We start from the raw sequence: 18,911 nt of genomic DNA, 5'->3' as shown, positions 1-18,911 counted from the left end.
AAAGTGATGAAAAAAGAGATTCAGGCAGATTCCTGAATGTCTTTCTTGTTCTGGAGGGAAAGAGTTTGAAAACAACAATCAACCAAGTGTATAAACACACAGGCGAGGAAGTAATGATTGGAGCTTGGGTCGCTAATAAACGCTCAAGCGGTAAAATCGCATTTTTACAGCTGAGAGACGGTACCGGCTTCATTCAGGGAGTTGTCGTCAAAGCTGAAGTAGAAGAAGACATCTTCCAAATCGCGAAATCAGTGACGCAGGAAACGTCACTTTATGTAAAAGGAATTGTGAAAGAGGACGAGCGTTCACCGCTTGGCTATGAGCTTGCTGTTACATCCATTGAAGTCATTCACGAAGCGACTGATTATCCGATTACGCCTAAAGAGCACGGTACGGAATTCTTAATGGATCACAGACATTTATGGCTCCGTTCGAAACGCCAGCACGCAATTATGAAAATCCGCAACGAAATCATCCGTGCGACTTATGAATTTTTCAACAAAGAAGGCTTCGTGAAAGTTGATCCGCCGATTTTGACGGGAAGCGCTCCGGAAGGCACGACTGAGCTGTTCGCGACGAAATATTTTGATGAAGACGCCTTCTTGTCTCAAAGCGGCCAGCTGTATATGGAAGCAGCTGCAATGGCGCTCGGAAAAGTATTCTCTTTCGGACCGACGTTCAGAGCGGAAAAATCGAAAACGAAACGCCATCTCATCGAATTCTGGATGATTGAGCCTGAAATGGCATTTGTTGAATTTGAAGAAAACCTTGAAGTTCAGGAGAATTATGTTGCATACATCGTACAAAGTGTGCTGGAACATTGTAAGATCGAGCTGAACACATTAGGTAGAGACACATCCAAGCTTGAACAAATCAAAGCGCCATTCCCGCGCATTACGTACGATAAAGCGATCGAATTCCTGAAAGAAAAAGGCTTTGACGATATTGAGTGGGGAGATGACTTCGGTGCGCCGCATGAAACAGCGATCGCAGAAAGCTATGACAAACCGGTGTTTATCACTCATTACCCGACGTCATTAAAACCGTTTTATATGCAGCCTGCCAAAGATCGTGACGATGTCGTGTTATGTGCCGACTTAATCGCTCCGGAAGGCTACGGGGAAATCATCGGCGGTTCAGAACGCGTTCATGATATGGATTTATTGGAAGAAAGATTAAAAGAACACGGTCTGGATTCAGATGCTTACAAATGGTATGCTGAACTCAGACAATACGGTTCTGTTCCGCACTCCGGCTTCGGCCTCGGACTTGAGCGGACAGTGGCTTGGATCAGCGGAGCGCCTCACGTGCGTGAAACGATTCCGTTCCCGAGACTTCTGAACCGTCTGTATCCGTAATAGTTATGAAAAACGAAGTCTCCTGCAAGGGAGACTTTTTCTAAGTAAAGGGGAAAGCTCCCGGAGATAACCTTTTTACAGTAAGAGGTGTAAGGATGAAAAAACAGCAATTTATAGATATGCAGGAACTCGGCATTTCAAGCATTCCCAACCTGCTGCTGACACATTACCGGCAGCTCGGGCTGAATGAAACCGAATTGATCCTGCTTTTGAAGATTAAAATGCATTTGGAAAAGGGCTCTTATTTTCCGACGCCGTTTGAACTTCAGTCAGGCATGTCCATCTCTGCTGAAGAATGTACAAGCTGCCTGAGAATGTTTATTCAAAAAGGTTTTCTGTTTATTGAAGAATGTGAAGACCATAACGGCATAAAGTTTGAAAAATATTCTCTGCAGCCGCTATGGGCGAAGCTGTATGATTACATGCAGCATTCTCAAAATGAAACGCAGGAAAGAACGTCAGAAAGAGAACAAAAAAGCCTGTATACCATCTTTGAAGAAGAGTTCGGAAGACCGCTGTCGCCCCTTGAATGCGAGACGCTGGCCATATGGCAGGATCAGGATCAGCATGATGCGATTCTGATTAAACACGCCTTAAAAGAAGCCGTTTTATCGGGAAAACTCAGTTTTCGCTATATTGACCGGATTTTATTTGAATGGAAAAAGAACGGCTTCAAAACGGTTGAGCAGGCGAAGGCGCACAGCCAAAAATTCCGTCGTGTTCAAACGAAACAAAATGATCCGCAAAAAGAGTATACGAGGCAGGTGCCTTTTTACAATTGGCTGGAACAATAACATGAGAAGGGGAGAAACGTGTTAAATTTAAAGCAGATTGAATATTGTCTTGAAAAAATCGGCGATATGTTTCCGCACGCAGAATGTGAACTTGTCCATTCAAATCCTTTCGAATTGGTTGTGGCAGTCGCATTATCCGCGCAATGTACGGACGCTCTCGTCAACAGAGTGACAAAAACGCTATTTCAAAAATATAAACGGCCCGAAGATTATCTTGCCGTATCGCTGGAAGAACTCCAGCAGGATATTAAATCAATCGGCCTGTACCGTAATAAAGCCAAAAATATTCAAAAGCTGAGCAAAATGATCATCGAAGAGTACGGCGGAGAAGTGCCGAAAGACCGGGATGAGCTTGTGAATCTGCCGGGTGTCGGACGGAAAACGGCAAATGTAGTCGTGTCTGTTGCTTTCGGCGTACCTGCGATTGCAGTAGACACTCATGTGGAGCGGGTCTCTAAACGGCTCGGTATCTGCCGCTGGAAGGACTCTGTTTTGGAGGTAGAGAAAACATTAATGAAAAAAGTGCCGAAAGAGGATTGGTCTGTTACGCATCACAGATTAATATTTTTCGGCAGGTATCATTGTAAAGCGCAATCTCCCCGCTGTGCGGAATGTCCTTTGCTTCCGCTATGCAGAGAAGGGCAGAAGCGTGACAAAAAAGGGCTGGTGAAACGGTGACGGCGATTGACATTCTGGCAGGCTATGAAACATACCTGCGCAGCCTTACGGATTTGGAAAGCCTTGAGATCAAAACGGCGCTGCGCCGCCATCCGCTGTATATGGATTTCAGCGGTCAGCCAACCGTGCAGCCATGGAGGGAAAGGGGCGAATATGTCCCGTTTCTATTTCAGATTTGGAACGAAACGAAAGAAACGCTGCTTCCCGTTTTTCAAACAAGAAAATCGAGATGTGATCAAAATGACATGCTGAAGGGAATTGCCTGTCTGATTGCCGCTTTTCACTGGACGGCAGGGGAGCGGGTCACATCACTCGATTGGTCTGTGCTTGAAACAAAGCATTTTCCCGCCGAACCGATCAATTGGGCGGAGCGAATGGCGTTTATTTTAACAAAACCGACTCAATATCACTCGTTTATTCAGCTTGATGAATTGATGACGGAGATGAAGAAACAATATCATAAATATGAAGCCATGAACAAATGTTAAAAACCTCCTTTTCTCATAAGGAGGTTTTTTGTATAAAAAAATCCTTCACCTGTTTGAGGTGAAGGATTTCGTCCGCTAATGAGCGGAATTTGACTGGATGGTTGACGAATTGGACTGCCCGTTGATATTTGAAGATGAGTCTTTGTTTTTGTCCGTTTGACCGCTGTCAGGTTTATTTGAGCCGTCTGAACCGGAATCAGAATCATTATCAGAGCCGTTATCTTGCTGTCCGTTGTTATCCGTCCCGTTACCGGGCTGATTCTGATTGTTGTTATCTGTTTGATCCTTATCGGATTGGTCCTGATTTTTATCCGGGTCATCAGTTGGTGTTTGATCCGATCCGTCAGACGTATCTGTTTGATTGTCATCTGTGTTTGAATCATCGGTTTGCGTCTTGTCCTTATCTTTATCTTCATCAGACTTCTGTTCATCGTCAGTCGCTTTATCTTTATCTGCATCGTCTTCTTCATCTTTCGGGACTTTGAAAGATGCTGATGCCGTATCGCTTTTTCCGTCATCGTTTTCCGCTGTCACCTGGAAGCTGTATGTGGAGCCTGGTGTGACATCTGAGACGACGGCTTCTTTTGCCGAACTGTTTTGAATGTCACTGTAGCTTCCGCCATCAACGGATTGTTTGACATTGAATGTTGCATCACCGTCATAATTCCAGCTTAAGGTTAATGATTTTTTATCTTTGTCGTATTTCACTTGCAATCCTGTCGGTTTATCGGCTTTTTCTTTCGTGTACGTTTTAGAAACGGCAGTTGGTTGCGTTCCTTTCACAAAGTACTCCGTCACTTTTTTATCATCCGGTGTATTCGGTCCGGCTAAAGCGGCAGGATTCGAGCCTTTCTCAACTGTTTCTTTGACGACGCTGTCAGGCTGCTTGAAGCTTCCTTTACCGTCATCAACGTATGAGATCAGCTTTTGGAAAATCCGTTTTGCGACTTGCTGGTCTGCATAAGATAATGATTTTTTACCTGCTTTGTTGCCAGATTCTACACCAGTCCAAACCGCCGCAGTATATTGAGGGGTGTATCCGACAAACCATGAGTCTGGGACTCCGCCTTGTGCGATATTATATTTTTGAATATCACCTTTAGTAAAGTTGGTCGTACCCGTTTTACCGGCCACTTCCACGTTCGGTACTTGGGCCAGTTTACCTGTTCCTGATTCGACAGCTGATTTGAGCATATCTGTAACCATGAACGCCGTGTAGTCGCTCATAGCACTTTTCGGCTTTGGTGTTAAATCAAGCTTAGTGCCGTCATTAAATTCAATCGATGTGACCGCGTGCGGTTCATTGTACGTACCGTTATTTCCGAAAGCACTGTAGGCGCCCGCCATTGTCATTGGAGAAACCCCCGGATTATCAGCTCCAAAACCGCCGATCGAATAAGATTCCGTTACACTATCTTTGTTTAATCCCAATCCTAAGTCATTTGCGAAGTCGACGGCATTATCTTTCCCTGCTGCTTGGTATGCTTTTAAAGCAGGAATATTACGTGAGTCCGCGAGGGCCTCTCGCATTGATATCATATTTCTGTATTTATTGTCCCAATCATGTATCGGAGTGCCATCAGAGTACGTGTAAGCCGAATCGTCAATCTGCTCATACGTCGACCATTTTTTGTTTTCAATGACAGGCCCGTAATCAAGAATCGGTTTAATCGTCGAACCTGGCTGGCGTTGAGTATCTGTCGCGTAGTTAAACCCGCCTGCAGTTCTATTCCTTCCCGGTCCGATGGCGCGGATTTCTCCGTTTGTCGTATCAAGGAGCGTGACGCCTCCCTGCATGCCTTCCGAAAAGCCAACCGTGTCTCCGTTCATCAATTGATCAAGATAATCTTGTGCCTTTGTATCAAGAGTCGTGTAAATTTTCAGTCCGTCAGTTGAAATATTGACGTCTTTCTTTTCTTTTGTCTCGATTTCTTTCATAACTTCTTCGACAAAAGCGCTGTATTTATTTGTGTCCTTTTTATCGTATTCCTTTTGGCTGACGACGCCTTCATCTTTCATGGACACTTTCTTTGCTTTTTGGTATTCAGAATTTGAAATAAATCCTTGTTTTTCCATTAAGCTGAGAACAATGTTTCGGCGTTTCTCGGAAGCCTTCGGGTTTTTAACCGGGTTATATCCGGTCGGGCTTTGCGGCATTCCGGCAAGCGTTGCCGCCTGTTCAACCGTAAGCTTACTCAAATCTTTTACGCCGAAGAATTCTTCAGCCGCTTTACCGACGCCGTAGGCGCGCGGTGAGAAATAGATTCTGTTTAAATACATTTCTAAGATTTCATCTTTAGAATAATGGCGCTCCAGCTGCAGTGAAAGCCACACTTCCTGTGCTTTCCGTTTAATCGTTTTCTGATGGGTCAAAAGCGAGTTTTTCACAACCTGCTGGGTGATTGTGCTTCCTCCCTCTGAACCGAACCCATCCGTAAAGTTGGCGACCAAGGCGCCTCCGATCCGGATCGGGTCTATACCGTGGTGCTTATAAAAACGGGCGTCTTCAGTTGCGATAAATGCTTCTTTCACAACATCGGGTATATCCTTAATCGGGACGTAGGTTCGTTTTTCACCGCCCACTTCCGCGATTTCTTTTCCGTTTTTATCGTAAATCGTTGAAGAGTAAGGCGTTTTCAGCTTGGCTTCGTCCAAAGACGGCGCGCCGGAAACCAAAACGGCAAATGCCGCCGCTCCGCCGACTATGCCAAGGACAAACAGAATAACCAAGGACAGCACAATTTTTTTGAATAAACCGCCTTTACGCTGTTTCTTGCCTTTTTTCGGTGAAGAGGGCTTAGTGCTTTTCGTCTGCCTTGCCTTACGGCGTTCTTCACGACTCGTAAATTGATCTGACATAACATCTCAACCTTTCGTTTATCAACCTTTCGCTCAGTCTACTGTTCCTGCGAAAAATAAAGCTGTTCAATAATACTAATATAATCAATTCTCGGTGAGTATCCAAGGGAAATCGGAAAGGAAGCATCTTCTAATTCGTCTTTGCGAATTGATTTTCTGCCATTGTTCTCCTTTCTCTCCCAAAAGACAAACAGCTTGTCGGCTTCGAGGAAATAAACCTTTCCGAAAGCGGATATAATAACAAAACAAATGCCGTCTTGCCTGACCACCTGCTTCATATGCTCAATCTGATGAGCATGAAAATTCTGCAGGGGAAATGCCGTTTTGTTTTTTGTTTCTTTTGCCTCGAAATCAATGTAGCGTCCTTTATAAATGCCGTTGTAGTCAGTTGTTGAAGACTGTTTAAAATAAGCTTCCTTAATGACTGCGGCGCTTCTTTTCGGATAGTGGACGTTTACAATCTGGACGGGTGTCGGCTTTTTGTGAATGACAGCAATTTGGTTAGCCAGATAATACTTATTCGTTTCATTCAGGTCGTCTTCGAGGGTCATGCCGCGATTACTGTATGAATGAGACCGTTTCTGGCTGTTTTGGGATGAAACCGTTTTGTTCGGCTGAAAAGTTTTTCCATTCGGGTACCGAATCACTTTTTCCATCCTCCTTATCAAACTAATAGTGACGGAAGTGAATGAACGTGCATAAACGACAGACCGTAACCGCCATTCTTCGCCTGATCGAAAAAGAGACGAAAATAAAAAATGCCGATAATATTTCCCGGACGAATGCCTATAAAGCATATTATGACCGCCATCCTGAGATCAAGTGGCCGCTTTTGGCATCGTTTGTGTCCCGCAATGCGGGCTGGTCGATGACTGATTTAAGAGGCGTCCTTTATCAGGAGGGCCTTGACAGCAGTCAGAAAAACTGGTTTTTCCTTTCGTATGAAAGGGCGAATTGGCTGATTTTTTCTGATGCCTATCCTCAGCTTCTGGTCTACCAGTGGTCAAAACAAATCGGCGAACCTCTTTTCCGTCATCTTCCTCATTTCCGCGTCTCGGCTTTTATGCAGGAAGAATGGTTCCGCTTTTGGCGTGACGGAGATACGGAACGGCTCATGTATGCTCTTATTATAAATGAACAAAACACTATCCAAGCACCTATTATACAAAATCCTTCGTTTAAAAAGAATGTTTTTGGCACGATTCCTTTTTATTTAAGTGATTGGTTTCACTTTAATACGGTGATATTCCCTTCATTTGACGGACATTTATACGGAATCTCCGTCAAACGGTTTTCGAAAACCGAAGAAAGAATTACGCTCGGAAAACAGCTGGCCCGTCTTCTGTTCAGCCCTGATCTGCACGCTTCTTTTTACCGTTTTCTTGATACCGTTCCTCATACCGGTTCACGCTTTGATATGGAGAAAATGATCGGCATCAAAAAAAGAACATCACCGATGCTGAGGACAACCTATCCCATTGTTGCCCACCCATTAGACGGCGAAAGGGCGGATTGGTTTCAAAAAAGGTTAAGAAAAGGGGCTTTCTTACAGGAGAAAATGCCGAAACAGCTTGAACTGACGGACTGGTACTTCCAGAAAAGACGGGAGCTCCATGCGCTCTTCGCGGTTAAAGAGTGGCTGAAGAAATGAAAAAGCCCGAAACCGTTCGCTGGGGTTTCGGGCTGCTGATGTGTTACGTGGAAGGGCGGTTTGGGCCGCCTAATTTTTTATCAAGCGTATCAGTCGTTTTTGCTTCGGTTTTTTGCTGTTTACCTGCATTTTTCGGTCTCGTTTTCATACGGCACCTCCTCAACTGTATCGTTTGCATTAACGTGCCGGTTCATACAAAGTTTGCGGCACTTTTTTGTCGAAAGGCACGCCTTTTAGGATAATCTCTGTTTGTTTGCCGAACTGCTTCTAGTTTTGTCATGTGCAGAGGAGAGCGGTATGAAAACGAGAATTATATTCTAAAGAGACGCAAGTGATAAAAGGGAGGAACATGAATGTCTGTTTACACGAGCAAGGCTGATATTCTCCGTCTGCTTTCTGATATCGAATTCCGGATTTCTGCTGCTGAAAAGACGCTTACCCAAGCAGTCAGATCCTGTCAGGCGGAAGCTGAAGAAATCAGACAGGAGAAACTTTCCCGCCTTGAGGAAGAGGCGCGGGAGCTTCATGTTTGTATTGATGACCTGTTTTTGACTGACCGGCGTAAAAAGGATTTGCCGAGAGCCTGCCGGATCAGCTGATTTTATGCAAAAACTTTGGTACCATATGTACTGAGGTGAGTCCGTTTGCAGACACAGTCGTTATTGGAGCTGACAGAACAAATGATAGAGGCGGTTCTGGAAGCCGAAAAAAGGTATCAGGATGGAAAAGAGTCAGGCCGTTCATATGATTTTTTTGAGATTATTAAACCCGATGTTGAAAAAAGAGACCGGCTTTGCGCGCTTTGGACAGAAGCAGCGCTTGCGTTTATTCAGGAAAACCGTCCGAAATACGTTCATCACGCACAAATTCAGGCCGTTACAGAAAATTTCGGAGAGCTGATGCTCCAATCATATGTTCATCATATTCATAAAAAAAGATACAGGGATTTAACTGAATCTGTTTTATATACGCTTCGTATATTAAGGGATGAAATTGAAAAAGAAGGCAGCTGAAAACGGCTGCCTTCTTTTATATAAAGGGGTCGGGTATGTTATTCATACGCCGGGTTTTCTGCTCCACTTGCTTCGAGAACCTTCATACTGTTTCGAAATTCGGTTGCGGTGAGATGGCCTTGAATATAGAGGAATTTTGCAAAGTCCATCAGTTTATCTGCACAATCTGTTTCATATTTTTTTACTTCAGCAAAACGCTTTCTTAAGTATGATACGTTCATAATGGTGCATCCCCTCTCATGTATGTTGAGATTATGGTAACATAACGATTCGACTTTTTTCTGTTTTTAAAAAATTAAGACTTTCGACAGCATTTGACAAAGATCAGAATCTCCGAAAGCACATAACCAAGGCGGAATTCATACATATATAGCAGAAACTTAGTGAGAGACAAGGGGGAATGTCATATGCAATGGAGAGCGCAGCCATATCAAAATATGTACCAGCAGCCGGCGGGATATTTCTACCCGCAGCAGATACAGCCGCTGCAGCAGCCGAGTCCGCAGCAGATACAGCCGCTGCAGCAGCCGAGTCCGCAGCAGATACAGCCATTACAGCCGCCGTATCCGCAGCAGATACAGCCATTACAGCCGCCGTATCCGCAGCAGATACAGCCATTGCAGCCGCCGCCATATCATCAGCAAGGGCAGTACCCGCAGCAATTTTATCTGAATCAGGAATACGGTCATGTGCAGCAGCCGTTTGCTCCCCCTCCTCCTCAGGCAGGCATGCCCGGGGGCCAGCCGGGGTTTGTGAATCCTTACCCCGTTCCCAGACCGAATCAGCAGCAGTCTTCCCAATTCTCAGGCATACTCTCCCAGTTTAAAAAAACGAACGGACAATTTGACTTTAATAAAATGATGGATACAACGGGGCAGATGGTAAGCGCCGTAAATCAGGTCGGATCGCTGGTGAAAGGCCTCACCAGTATCTTCAAATAAAAAGCATGAATGATATCCATCATTCATGCTTATTTTTTAGGGAAAAAGAGGGTAAGCGTCTGTTCATTCCAGGATGTTTCCATATCTTCTTCACTCACCTTATACGGGAGGACAACGGTTCTTGTCATGCTTGAAGACACATGGGATGAATGAGCCTGTTTATGATCGTAGCGGATTGTAACGTGAAGGTAGCACCCTTTCGTTTCCACCAGCATATCCCCGTCACGGAACGTCTCGGGAACGCTGATATCAACCGCGAGGCCCGTCGGCTCTTCTCTGACGTCAATCGTCACTTGCGCTTCAGTAAAAGCCGAATTGACAAGGTGCTGAAAACCCTGCATCAATTCTGCAAAGGGACCTGAGTGAAAAAATTGGTCCATCGCATGGCTGATGATGTCCTCATTTCTTTGCGGATCAAGTTTATCGTTTTGTGATTGATCCATATGACCACCGCCTTTTTACAAACAGACTATGCGATGTTAAGCCGTATGGTTAAGAATTGAAGGAAAAAAGAAAGTATGGTTAAATAGTGGAGAATAAACTGGTAACGGATTCACATTTAGGAAGGGGAGCACAACACATTGCTGAAAAAATTATTCGGATTGGGAGACAGCCGGAAAAAGCCGGCCGAGGAAGTGATTTTTTCTCCGGCTGACGGAATGGTGATGGATTTGGCTTCAGTGCCGGATCCCGTATTTTCACAAAAAATGATGGGGGACGGGATCGCCGTCGAGCCTGCAAACGGAGACATTGTTTCACCGGTTGAGGGAGAAGTGATTCAGCTGTTCCATACAAAACATGCTGTCGGCATCCGCACCCTTTCCGGAGCGGAACTTTTGATACATGTCGGTTTGGATACCGTCAATATGAACGGTGAAGGCTTTGAAGCGCATGTAAAAGAAGGAGACAAAGTGAAAACAGGCGATCTGCTTTTAACGTGCCGGCTGGATTTAATAAAAGAAAAAGCAAGCAGCACCGTCATCCCTATGGTGATTATGAATGGCGATGCCGCAGAACCTTTGCAATTTGCAGGCGCAATTGAAGCGAAAAAAGGACAAACAGAGCTTTTTACGATAAAAATGAAGTAGGCAGGGGCTGATTCCCTGCTTTTTTTCTTGTGCAGGATTTTCATCTAGCCAGGCAAACAAATATTCGGTAAACTGTACCTCATAAAGAGGTGTGAACGATGAAGAAAAAATCACTGAGCGAACTGATTCAGGAATTAAAAAATCATGAAAATATTGTGCATTGGCATGAAGAGGAACCGCGGGAGGCGAAAACCATGCCGATGCCGGAGCAAGTAGATCCGAACATTCGGGCGGCTCTCGAAAAGAGGGGGATCGAGCGGCTCTTTACACATCAATACTCCGCTTTTCAGACGGTTCAAAACGGAGAAAGCATTGTGGCTGTCACACCGACGGCCTCCGGAAAAACACTGTGCTATAATCTTCCGGTTCTTCAGTCTATCGCGGAAGATGCCTCAAGCCGCGCGCTTTATTTATTTCCGACAAAGGCGCTCGCGCAGGATCAAAAAAGCGAGCTGAATGAAATCATAGACGAGACGGGCATGGAAATTAAAAGCTTCACCTATGACGGAGATACGTCTCCGGCCATCAGGCAGAAAGTCAGAAAGGCCGGGCATATTGTGATTACAAACCCTGATATGCTTCATTCAGCCATTCTTCCCCACCATACAAAATGGGTGAGTCTGTTTGAAAACCTGAAATATATCGTCATTGATGAATTACATACGTACCGGGGCGTATTCGGCAGCCATGTGGCGAATGTCATCCGCCGTTTAATGAGAATCTGCGCTTTTTACGGAAGCACGCCGTCATTTATCTGCACATCCGCCACAATCGCCAATCCGAGGGAATTGGCGGAGCAGCTGACGGGAAAATCAGTGCGCCTGATTGACGACAACGGCGCCCCGGCCGGAAGAAAGCACTTTGCTTTTTACAATCCTCCGATTGTAAATAAACCGCTGCATATTCGAAAAAGCGCCACCGTGGAAGTGAACGAGCTTGCCAAAACTTTTTTAAAAAATAAGATCCAGACGATTGTTTTTGCCAGAAGCCGTGTCCGGGTTGAAATTATTTTAAGCCACATTCAGGAGATCGTAAAAAAAGAAATCGGCGCGAAGTCTGTCAGAGGCTATCGCGGCGGATATCTTCCGAAAGAAAGAAGAGAAATAGAGCGGGGGTTAAGAGACGGCAGCATTCTCGGGGTTGTCAGCACAAACGCGCTGGAGCTCGGCGTTGATATCGGCCAGCTTCAGGTCTGCGTGATGACGGGGTACCCGGGCAGTGTCGCGAGCGCATGGCAGCAGGCGGGCCGGGCCGGACGGCGGCAGGGAGAGGCGCTTATCGTGATGGTGGCGAACTCTGATCCGATTGACCAATATATTGTGCGCCATCCTGATTATTTCTTTAAACGCTCGCCTGAATCTGCAAGGATTAATCCCGATAATCTCATTATACTGGTCGATCACCTGAAATGCGCCGCGTATGAGCTGCCTTTCAGAGCCGATGAAACATTCGGAGAAAATGATGCAAGAGACATTCTTGAGTATTTAGAGGAAGAAGGGGTGCTTCACGAAAACCGCGAACGCTATCACTGGGCGAGCGAATCTTTTCCCGCCTCCAACATCAGTCTCCGTTCGGCGTCACAGGAAAACGTGGTCATCGTTGACCGGTCAGAGACGGCTGATGTAAAAATCATCGGAGAAATGGACCGTTTCAGCGCGATGACACTTCTTCATGATGAAGCGATTTATCTTCATGAAGGGGTGCAGTACCAGGTTGAAAAGCTTGATTGGGACCATAAAAAAGCATACGTGCGAAAGGTCGATGTCGAATATTATACAGATGCCAATTTAGCGGTGCAGCTGAAAGTGCTGGACATTGACAGAACGGACAGCAGAAAGAAAACGGCTTTACATTTCGGCGATGTAACCGTGAACGCACTTCCGACAATATTTAAAAAAATTAAAATGACGACATTTGAAAATATAGGATCAGGGCCGATTCATCTTCCAGAAGAAGAACTGCATACCAGTGCTGCCTGGCTTGAATTGAAAGAGCCGGATTCGGAGATCGGCGAAAAAACGCTTGAACAGCTGCTTTTAGGCATTGCCCACGTCCTGCAGCATATCGTGCCTGTATACGTCATGTGCGACCGAAATGACGTGCATGTCGTGCCGCAAATCAAAGCTGCACATACCGGACTTCCGACAATCTTTCTGTATGATCATTATCCGGGCGGAATCGGACTTGCTGATGAAGTATATAAGCGATTTGATGAAATCACTGAAGGGGCTGAGCGCCTGATCAGACAATGTCCATGTCAAGACGGGTGTCCTTCCTGCATCGGTTCCGAAATAGAAGGAATAGATGCAAAGAAAGCGATACTCCGGCTCTTGAATTACGTGTAAAAGAAAAGGGGGACGAAAGATGTCCTTGAAAAATAAATTAAAGCGGATGAAAAACCACCTGAATGTGCCGGAAGCTGAAAAAAAGCCGGCAGCTTCACAACTTTCGGTCCCGGATATTCAAGTCCCATTTAGAGAAGAATGGGAGGCATTCGGAGTGAAGCCTTTCTTTTTTGAGGATGAATACTGTCTTATCCGCGAAACCGTCTATCCGCTTTCGCACCGCCACGGACGGTACAGCTTCAGTGAACTTGATGACGTCATGGCATTATGGAATAAAGGCGGTTTGACACATACTTTATCAGCAGAAGGATACGAAAAAAGCCAGCTGTTCTTCTTTGATACTGAAACGACCGGCCTCGGCGGCGGGGCCGGCAATATGATCTTTTTGCTCGGCCATGCAAGAGTGTATGAAGACCGTGTCGCGGTTAAACAGCATCTGCTTCCTAAACCGGGAAACGAGACGGCTCTTTACAAAAGCTTTTTAAGTGAGGTTGACATTACGTCGCTTGTTACGTATAACGGAAAAGCCTTTGACTGGCCGCAGGTAAAAACTAGGCATACATTGCTGCGGGACAGGCTTCCGAAACTTCCTGACTTCGGTCACTTTGATCTTCTGCATGGGGCGAGACGGCTTTGGAAACATAAATTAGAGCGTGTATCGCTTTCGGCGGTTGAAAATGAAGAGCTTGCTTTTAAAAGGGACGAAGACACACCTGGTTATTTGGCGCCGATGCTGTATTTTCAATTTTTAAAGGCAGAGGACCCGGCTCTTTTAAAGGGAGTGCTCTCGCATAATGAACAAGATGTGCTTTCCCTCATCGCTCTTTACATCCATATGTCAAAAAAGATTTTTGCATCTTCTGATCAGACGTCAGAACATCAGGAAGCATACGCCATGGCGAAATGGTTTATCGCTCATAAAGAAACCGATCGGGCTGTTTCACAGCTGGAAGCGCTGCAAGGCAAAGCCTTTGAAGATTCGGATCGGGCCCTTTTTGACTTAGCAATGCTTTATAAAAAACAAAACCGCAGGCAAGACGCCATGCCCCTTTGGGAGAAACTGACGGGCTCTGCTCTTCACATATGCAGACACCAATCAGCGGTAGAGCTGGCGATCTATTTTGAGCATCACGCAAAAGATTACAAAAAAGCGCTGCAGGCCGCGCAGCAGGCGGCAGAAGACGGGGAAATATCGAAAAAAGAAGCCGAGAAGCTCCATGTGAGAATTGCCCGGCTCAAGAGGAAATATTCCTCTTGAAATATTGCCCGGGAAAGCGCAAAAGCCGAGTTGTTTCGCCAAAAATATTTTTTTCTGAATCCGCATCGATTTTGTTGTAGAATGGTGCCGCATCTTGTAAAATAGCGTTAGTTATTTATAGGGGAGAGTTGGTATGTATAAAGGTGTTTTTTACTTGTTCTTTGTCGTGGTTTTTTTGATTGCGTTTGTATTTTCGAATTTTAAAGACAGTTTGCTGACGCACTTTTAAATTGGGTGATTGAATTAGAACATGTACCCTCTTTTCTTCATAACCTAACAGTGTAATAAAAGTTAATGGAGAGGGGATTTAGCATGTTTCATCATCATTGTTGCAGACCAAACGTGATGCCGCCGATTGTCCATCCGACTCATTGCTGTGAACACCATTGCTTTTCTAACACGGTTGTGCCGCATATTCATCCGCAACATACAACTAACGTAAATCACCACAACTTTGAGCACGTTCATTACTATCCGCACACTTTTTCAAATGTTGACCCGACAACTCACCAGCATTTTCAGTGCGGAAGCCCTTGCTGCGATCATTAGTATTGAACGCTTAAGCAAGATCGGTTAGGATATCAGCAAATCAAAATGGGGCCCGATGGGGAGCCCCATTTTTTAAGCAGGTGATCAATTGAAAGTATTAGCCGTAACAGGATACAAGCCGTTTGAACTCGGGATTTTTAAACAGGATGACCGGGCGCTTGTTTATATAAAAAAGGCGATAGAAACGAGACTCAGAAGCTTTATTGACGAAGGCTTGGAATGGATTCTCATATCCGGACAGCTGGGGACTGAGCTTTGGGCGGCAGAAACGGCGTACGATCTCAGAGAAGAGTATCCGGAATTAAAGGTTGCCGTTATCACGCCTTTCTACGGCCAGGAGGAAAAGTGGAAGGATCCGAATAAAGAAATGTATGAAGCGGTGCTTGCTCAGGCAGATTATGAGGAGAGCCTGACGCATCGGCCGTACGAAAGTCCGCTCCAATTCCGGCAGAAAAACGCGTTCTTTATTGAAAAGTCAGATGCGCTTTTGCTTTTATATGACCCTGAAATGGAAGGATCGCCGAAATATATGCTGCAGCAGGCAGAAAAACGCCGTGAAACAGACGGATATCCGATTTATTCAATTACGATGGATGATCTCCGTGCTGCCGTTGAAGAAGAAGATTTCTTTACATAACACGTCAGAGAATATTTGACAACGGGACGTGTTTCTGAATAAAATATAACATGATGATTCACGATATGAGGTGAAAAAGATGCTTGCTGATAAAGTAAAGCTTTCTGCGAAAGACATTTTGGAAAAAGAATTTAAAACAGGCGTTAGAGGTTACAGACAAGAAGACGTTGACAAATTTTTAGATATGATTATTAAGGATTATGAAACCTTTCATCAAGAAATTGAAGAACTGCAGCAAGAAAATCTGCAGCTGAAAAAACAGCTTGAAGAAGCAAGCAAAAAACAGCCGGTGCAGTCCAATACAACCAACTTTGACATTCTGAAAAGGCTGTCCAACCTTGAGAAACATGTATTCGGCAGCAAACTTTATGACGAATAAGGCAGAAGCACTTGTCAAATGAGACAAGTTGCTTTATAATGAACAAGTGTTCTTAACGTTCGGGTAATCGCTGCAGATCTTTGAATCTGTAGAGGAAAGTCCATGCTCGCACGGTGCTGAGATGCCCGTAGTGTTCGTGCCTAGCGAAGAAATAAGCTAGGGCAGCCTTGATAGGCTGACGGCAGGAAAAAAGCCTACGTCTCCGGATATGGCTGAGTATCCTTGAAAGTGCCACAGTGACGAAGTCTCATCAGAAATGGTGAGAGTGGAACGCGGTAAACCCCTCGAGCGAGAAACCCAAATTTTGGTAGGGGAACCTTCTTGAAGGAACTGAACAGATAGAAGGACAGAATGCTTTCTGTAGATAGATGATTGCCGCCTGAGTACGAGGTGATGAGCCGATTGCAGTACGACGGAACAAAACATGGCTTACAGAACGTTAAACATTATTGATATGACAAATTAGAGCTCTCCTTTAAAGGGGAGCTTTTATCTTGGATGAAACGAAAGCTTAAAAAGAGACAGGGTGATACGATGAAGAAGTACACACTAATAGCGACGGCGCCGATGGGAATCGAAGCGATCGTCGCCAAAGAAGTGCGTGATTTAGGTTATGAATGCAAAGTAGACAACGGAAAAGTCATTTTTGAAGGAGATGCGCTTGCGATCTGCCGGGCTAACTTATGGCTGCGGACGGCTGACCGCATTAAAGTACAGGTCGCCGAGTTTCAGGCGAAAACGTTTGATGAGCTGTTTGAAAAAACAAAAGCGATTGACTGGCGCGCGTACATTCCGGAAAACGCTAAGTTCCCCGTTATCGGAAAGTCCGTGAAATCAGTGCTTGCCAGTGTGCCTGACTGCCAGCGGATCGTCAAAAAGGCGATAGCGGAAAAGCTGAAACTTCAATCAGGAAAACAAAATGAATGGATTGAAGAAACGGGACCCGAGTACAAGGTGGAGATTTCCCTTTTAAAAGATAAAGCCGTACTTACACTGGATTCATCAGGAACAGGCCTTCACAAAAGAGGATACAGGGTTGATCAGGGAGGAGCTCCGATTAAAGAGACGCTCGCTGCCGCGTTAATTCAGTTAACCAACTGGACGCCTGACCGTCCGTTCGTCGATCCGTTCTGCGGTTCCGGCACGATCGCCATTGAAGCCGCTTTAATCGGACAAAACATTGCTCCCGGTTTTAACCGTGATTTTGTTTCAGAAGACTGGGAATGGATCGGAAAAGAACTGTGGGACAAGGCGCGTCTTGAAGTGGAAGAAAAGGCGAACTATGATCAGCCGCTGCAGATCTTTGCCAGTGACGTGGATCACCGGATGGTAAACATCGCCAAAGAAAACGCAGAAGAAGCAGGACTTGGTGACCTGATCGAATGCAAACAAATGCGGGTGCAGGATTTTACGACGAAACTCGAATACGGCGTAATCGTCGGAAACCCTCCGTACGGCGAACGGCTCGGCGAAAAAAGGGAAGTCGAGCAGATGTATAAAGAAATGGGCCGGGCATTTGAATCTCTTGATACATGGTCTGTCTACATGTTAACGTCAAATGAACAATTTGAAGAGGTCTACGGAAGAAAAGCAACCAAAAAACGGAAGCTCTTTAACGGTTTTATCAAAACGGATTATTATCAGTACTGGGCTAAAAAGAAAAAAACAATTTCAAAAATATAGTACCTTTTATAGTGGATTTTTGTGGTAATATTGATTTTGAAAATAGGCTATGAATAGATTTTCAAGTTGGAGCCGAAAAACAGGGACTTAAGTTCCTGTTTTTCGGCTATTTAGTATAAATATCTTTGGAGTATATTGGGGAATAAAGTTTTTATGAACGATTTATTATACATACGTAAAATAACTTATAAAATTTCTCTTAATAAATGCAAATTCTTAACGAATTCGCCTTTTATATTAAGTAGCCATAGTTTAATAATTTTATAAAATTTACCTACTAGTCTTGATATATATATTATATCGATTTATAATATTTTATGTAAAAATATGAAGGAGTTGGAATTAATGAAGAAAACTTCGAAAATCTTGATGGGTGCTTCTGCATTACTGATAGCAGGCTCTACATTTATTTGCAGTCCTAAAGCAGAAGCAGCAATGAGTTCATGGCAAACAGTTCAAGGAATTAAAGGTTGTGAAGCTAGGGTTTGGACTGATGCAACAACATATACAAGAAAAGCTACTTCTATTGATGTATATGCTCAAACAAACGGAAAATGTGGGACATTGAACTATCGAATGGGTGTTACCACCTTAGATGGGGAATACAACATCGGAAATTTTTCCCATAAGGGTTCATTCTCGAATAAAACACCTGTTAAAAAGTTTTATTTCAGTAAACTACTAAAACCTACATTTAAAGAGAGATGGCAGGTTAATGTTGAGTTATACAAAGGCGGGAAAATGAAAGACGCAGTTCAATCCAAAACTATTTATGTAGAGAAAAGAAAATAGTCAGAAAAATTTTTCTGTAGATATAATTTTAACAGGCTGTCGATATTCGACAGCCTGTAAGCATCTTTACGTTTTATTCTGCCATTACCAGCGGTGCGCTTTTGCGTTGCTCCGTAAAATAATGTTGGTCTGGGACATTTCGGTGTGGCCGTTCACTTGCGATTTAGAGCGTTTCGGCCGTGTCCAATTGTGATGAAACAATTCAGAATGCTGATCTAATCGATCTTTATAACTCATGTAACCATCACTCCCGGATAGAATAATTTTGTGAAGATGGATATTCAATCGAATATCTGTTGTAGTTTGTGCAGGTCAGGTGCGGATCATTCAGAATGGCATGTATAGAAAGTGAAGCATCGGCATAGAATGATGATTATTTCTATTTGAGAGGTGATCTA

Annotated in this window: 22 protein-coding genes, 1 other RNA gene and 1 pseudogene; 18 read left to right on the top strand and 6 right to left on the bottom strand. The window is 44.5% G+C overall.

The window, feature by feature from the left end:
* The first annotated feature begins 65 nt into the window (after positions 1-65).
* The 4 genes from asnS to JNUCC22_RS10385 all read left to right on the top strand — a co-directional run bounded on the left by asnS (position 66) and on the right by JNUCC22_RS10385 (position 3,318).
* The gene (asnS, locus tag JNUCC22_RS10400; RefSeq protein WP_012117840.1) at positions 66-1,358 is read left to right on the top strand and encodes an asparagine--tRNA ligase; all 1,293 of its coding nucleotides are present in this window, start codon (positions 66-68) and stop codon (positions 1,356-1,358) included.
* 95 nt (positions 1,359-1,453) lie between these two features.
* Positions 1,454-2,152: a DNA replication protein DnaD gene (dnaD, locus tag JNUCC22_RS10395; protein WP_003153516.1), complete on the top strand. Its 699-nt coding sequence runs from the start codon at positions 1,454-1,456 to the stop codon at positions 2,150-2,152.
* An 18-nt stretch (positions 2,153-2,170) separates the two neighbouring features.
* A complete protein-coding gene (gene nth / locus JNUCC22_RS10390; protein WP_007612187.1) occupies positions 2,171-2,830 on the top strand; it encodes an endonuclease III in 660 nt (219 codons plus the stop codon).
* Entirely contained in the window at positions 2,827-3,318 is a 492-nt protein-coding gene (locus tag JNUCC22_RS10385; protein ID WP_007612186.1) for a YpoC family protein, read from the top strand. The genes nth and JNUCC22_RS10385 overlap by 4 nt, the downstream gene beginning before the upstream one ends.
* Before the next feature lie 75 nt (positions 3,319-3,393).
* Here JNUCC22_RS10385 and JNUCC22_RS10380 read toward each other — a convergent pair whose 3' ends face one another.
* Both JNUCC22_RS10380 and recU read right to left on the bottom strand, forming a co-directional pair.
* Complete coding sequence (locus JNUCC22_RS10380; RefSeq protein ID WP_216061698.1) at positions 3,394-6,177, bottom strand: PBP1A family penicillin-binding protein; 2,784 nt, start codon at positions 6,175-6,177, stop codon at positions 3,394-3,396.
* A gap of 38 nt (positions 6,178-6,215) precedes the next feature.
* Positions 6,216-6,824: a Holliday junction resolvase RecU gene (gene recU, locus JNUCC22_RS10375; RefSeq protein WP_216061697.1), complete on the bottom strand. Its 609-nt coding sequence runs from the start codon at positions 6,822-6,824 to the stop codon at positions 6,216-6,218.
* Between the two features lie 41 nt (positions 6,825-6,865).
* On the opposite strand from recU, the gene JNUCC22_RS10370 reads away from it, so the two are divergent.
* Positions 6,866-7,828 carry a DUF2515 domain-containing protein gene (locus JNUCC22_RS10370; RefSeq protein ID WP_014418234.1) on the top strand — a complete coding sequence of 321 codons (963 nt, stop codon included), beginning with the start codon at positions 6,866-6,868 and terminating at the stop codon, positions 7,826-7,828.
* A gap of 43 nt (positions 7,829-7,871) precedes the next feature.
* On the opposite strand, the gene sspM is transcribed toward JNUCC22_RS10370, so the two are convergent.
* Complete coding sequence (gene sspM / locus JNUCC22_RS10365; protein WP_003153525.1) at positions 7,872-7,976, bottom strand: acid-soluble spore protein SspM; 105 nt, start codon at positions 7,974-7,976, stop codon at positions 7,872-7,874.
* Positions 7,977-8,181: 205 nt separating this feature from the next.
* On the opposite strand from sspM, the gene JNUCC22_RS10360 reads away from it, so the two are divergent.
* Positions 8,182-8,427, top strand: coding sequence for a DUF5446 family protein (locus tag JNUCC22_RS10360; RefSeq protein ID WP_012117836.1), 246 nt, complete (start codon positions 8,182-8,184; stop codon positions 8,425-8,427).
* Between the two features lie 45 nt (positions 8,428-8,472).
* Positions 8,473-8,841 carry a YppE family protein gene (locus tag JNUCC22_RS10355; RefSeq protein WP_007409492.1) on the top strand — a complete coding sequence of 123 codons (369 nt, stop codon included), beginning with the start codon at positions 8,473-8,475 and terminating at the stop codon, positions 8,839-8,841.
* A gap of 38 nt (positions 8,842-8,879) precedes the next feature.
* Here the strand turns inward: JNUCC22_RS10355 and JNUCC22_RS10350 are convergent, their stop codons facing one another.
* Positions 8,880-9,062 (bottom strand): YppF family protein, encoded by a 183-nt coding sequence (locus tag JNUCC22_RS10350; RefSeq protein WP_003153532.1) that lies wholly within the window; start codon positions 9,060-9,062, stop codon positions 8,880-8,882.
* A 186-nt stretch (positions 9,063-9,248) separates the two neighbouring features.
* On the opposite strand from JNUCC22_RS10350, the gene JNUCC22_RS10345 reads away from it, so the two are divergent.
* A complete protein-coding gene (locus tag JNUCC22_RS10345; protein WP_216061696.1) occupies positions 9,249-9,782 on the top strand; it encodes a YppG family protein in 534 nt (177 codons plus the stop codon).
* A gap of 29 nt (positions 9,783-9,811) precedes the next feature.
* Here the strand turns inward: JNUCC22_RS10345 and JNUCC22_RS10340 are convergent, their stop codons facing one another.
* Positions 9,812-10,225, bottom strand: coding sequence for an Hsp20/alpha crystallin family protein (locus tag JNUCC22_RS10340; protein WP_017418017.1), 414 nt, complete (start codon positions 10,223-10,225; stop codon positions 9,812-9,814).
* Between the two features lie 138 nt (positions 10,226-10,363).
* On the opposite strand from JNUCC22_RS10340, the gene JNUCC22_RS10335 reads away from it, so the two are divergent.
* The 10 genes and pseudogenes from JNUCC22_RS10335 to JNUCC22_RS10290 all read left to right on the top strand — a co-directional run bounded on the left by JNUCC22_RS10335 (position 10,364) and on the right by JNUCC22_RS10290 (position 18,513).
* Positions 10,364-10,870: a PTS sugar transporter subunit IIA gene (locus JNUCC22_RS10335; protein WP_088461041.1), complete on the top strand. Its 507-nt coding sequence runs from the start codon at positions 10,364-10,366 to the stop codon at positions 10,868-10,870.
* A gap of 98 nt (positions 10,871-10,968) precedes the next feature.
* Positions 10,969-13,215 carry a DEAD/DEAH box helicase gene (locus JNUCC22_RS10330; RefSeq protein WP_216061695.1) on the top strand — a complete coding sequence of 749 codons (2,247 nt, stop codon included), beginning with the start codon at positions 10,969-10,971 and terminating at the stop codon, positions 13,213-13,215.
* 19 nt (positions 13,216-13,234) lie between these two features.
* Entirely contained in the window at positions 13,235-14,473 is a 1,239-nt protein-coding gene (locus JNUCC22_RS10325; RefSeq protein WP_216061694.1) for a ribonuclease H-like domain-containing protein, read from the top strand.
* A gap of 121 nt (positions 14,474-14,594) precedes the next feature.
* Positions 14,595-14,702, top strand: a pseudogene (locus JNUCC22_RS10320) (hypothetical protein); the annotation flags it as partial.
* Positions 14,703-14,785: 83 nt separating this feature from the next.
* Positions 14,786-15,022, top strand: coding sequence for a spore coat protein CotD (cotD, locus tag JNUCC22_RS10315; RefSeq protein ID WP_003153539.1), 237 nt, complete (start codon positions 14,786-14,788; stop codon positions 15,020-15,022).
* Between the two features lie 88 nt (positions 15,023-15,110).
* Entirely contained in the window at positions 15,111-15,659 is a 549-nt protein-coding gene (locus JNUCC22_RS10310; RefSeq protein ID WP_038458945.1) for an SLOG family protein, read from the top strand.
* A 79-nt stretch (positions 15,660-15,738) separates the two neighbouring features.
* Positions 15,739-16,038: a cell division regulator GpsB gene (gene gpsB, locus JNUCC22_RS10305; protein ID WP_003153541.1), complete on the top strand. Its 300-nt coding sequence runs from the start codon at positions 15,739-15,741 to the stop codon at positions 16,036-16,038.
* A gap of 55 nt (positions 16,039-16,093) precedes the next feature.
* Positions 16,094-16,475: RNase P RNA component class B (gene rnpB, locus JNUCC22_RS10300), an RNA gene on the top strand.
* Positions 16,476-16,572: 97 nt separating this feature from the next.
* Entirely contained in the window at positions 16,573-17,721 is a 1,149-nt protein-coding gene (locus JNUCC22_RS10295; RefSeq protein WP_012117829.1) for a THUMP domain-containing class I SAM-dependent RNA methyltransferase, read from the top strand.
* A gap of 345 nt (positions 17,722-18,066) precedes the next feature.
* The gene (locus JNUCC22_RS10290) at positions 18,067-18,513 is read left to right on the top strand and encodes a hypothetical protein (protein ID WP_041482202.1); all 447 of its coding nucleotides are present in this window, start codon (positions 18,067-18,069) and stop codon (positions 18,511-18,513) included.
* 84 nt (positions 18,514-18,597) lie between these two features.
* On the opposite strand, the gene JNUCC22_RS10285 is transcribed toward JNUCC22_RS10290, so the two are convergent.
* Positions 18,598-18,750: a YpzG family protein gene (locus tag JNUCC22_RS10285; protein WP_003153548.1), complete on the bottom strand. Its 153-nt coding sequence runs from the start codon at positions 18,748-18,750 to the stop codon at positions 18,598-18,600.
* Positions 18,751-18,911: the final 161 nt, after the last annotated feature.

The sequence above is a fragment of the Bacillus sp. JNUCC-22 genome (genome assembly GCF_018861275.1).
GTDB lineage: Bacteria > Bacillota > Bacilli > Bacillales > Bacillaceae > Bacillus > Bacillus velezensis.
This window is presented reverse-complemented; position numbering and strand designations above follow the sequence as displayed.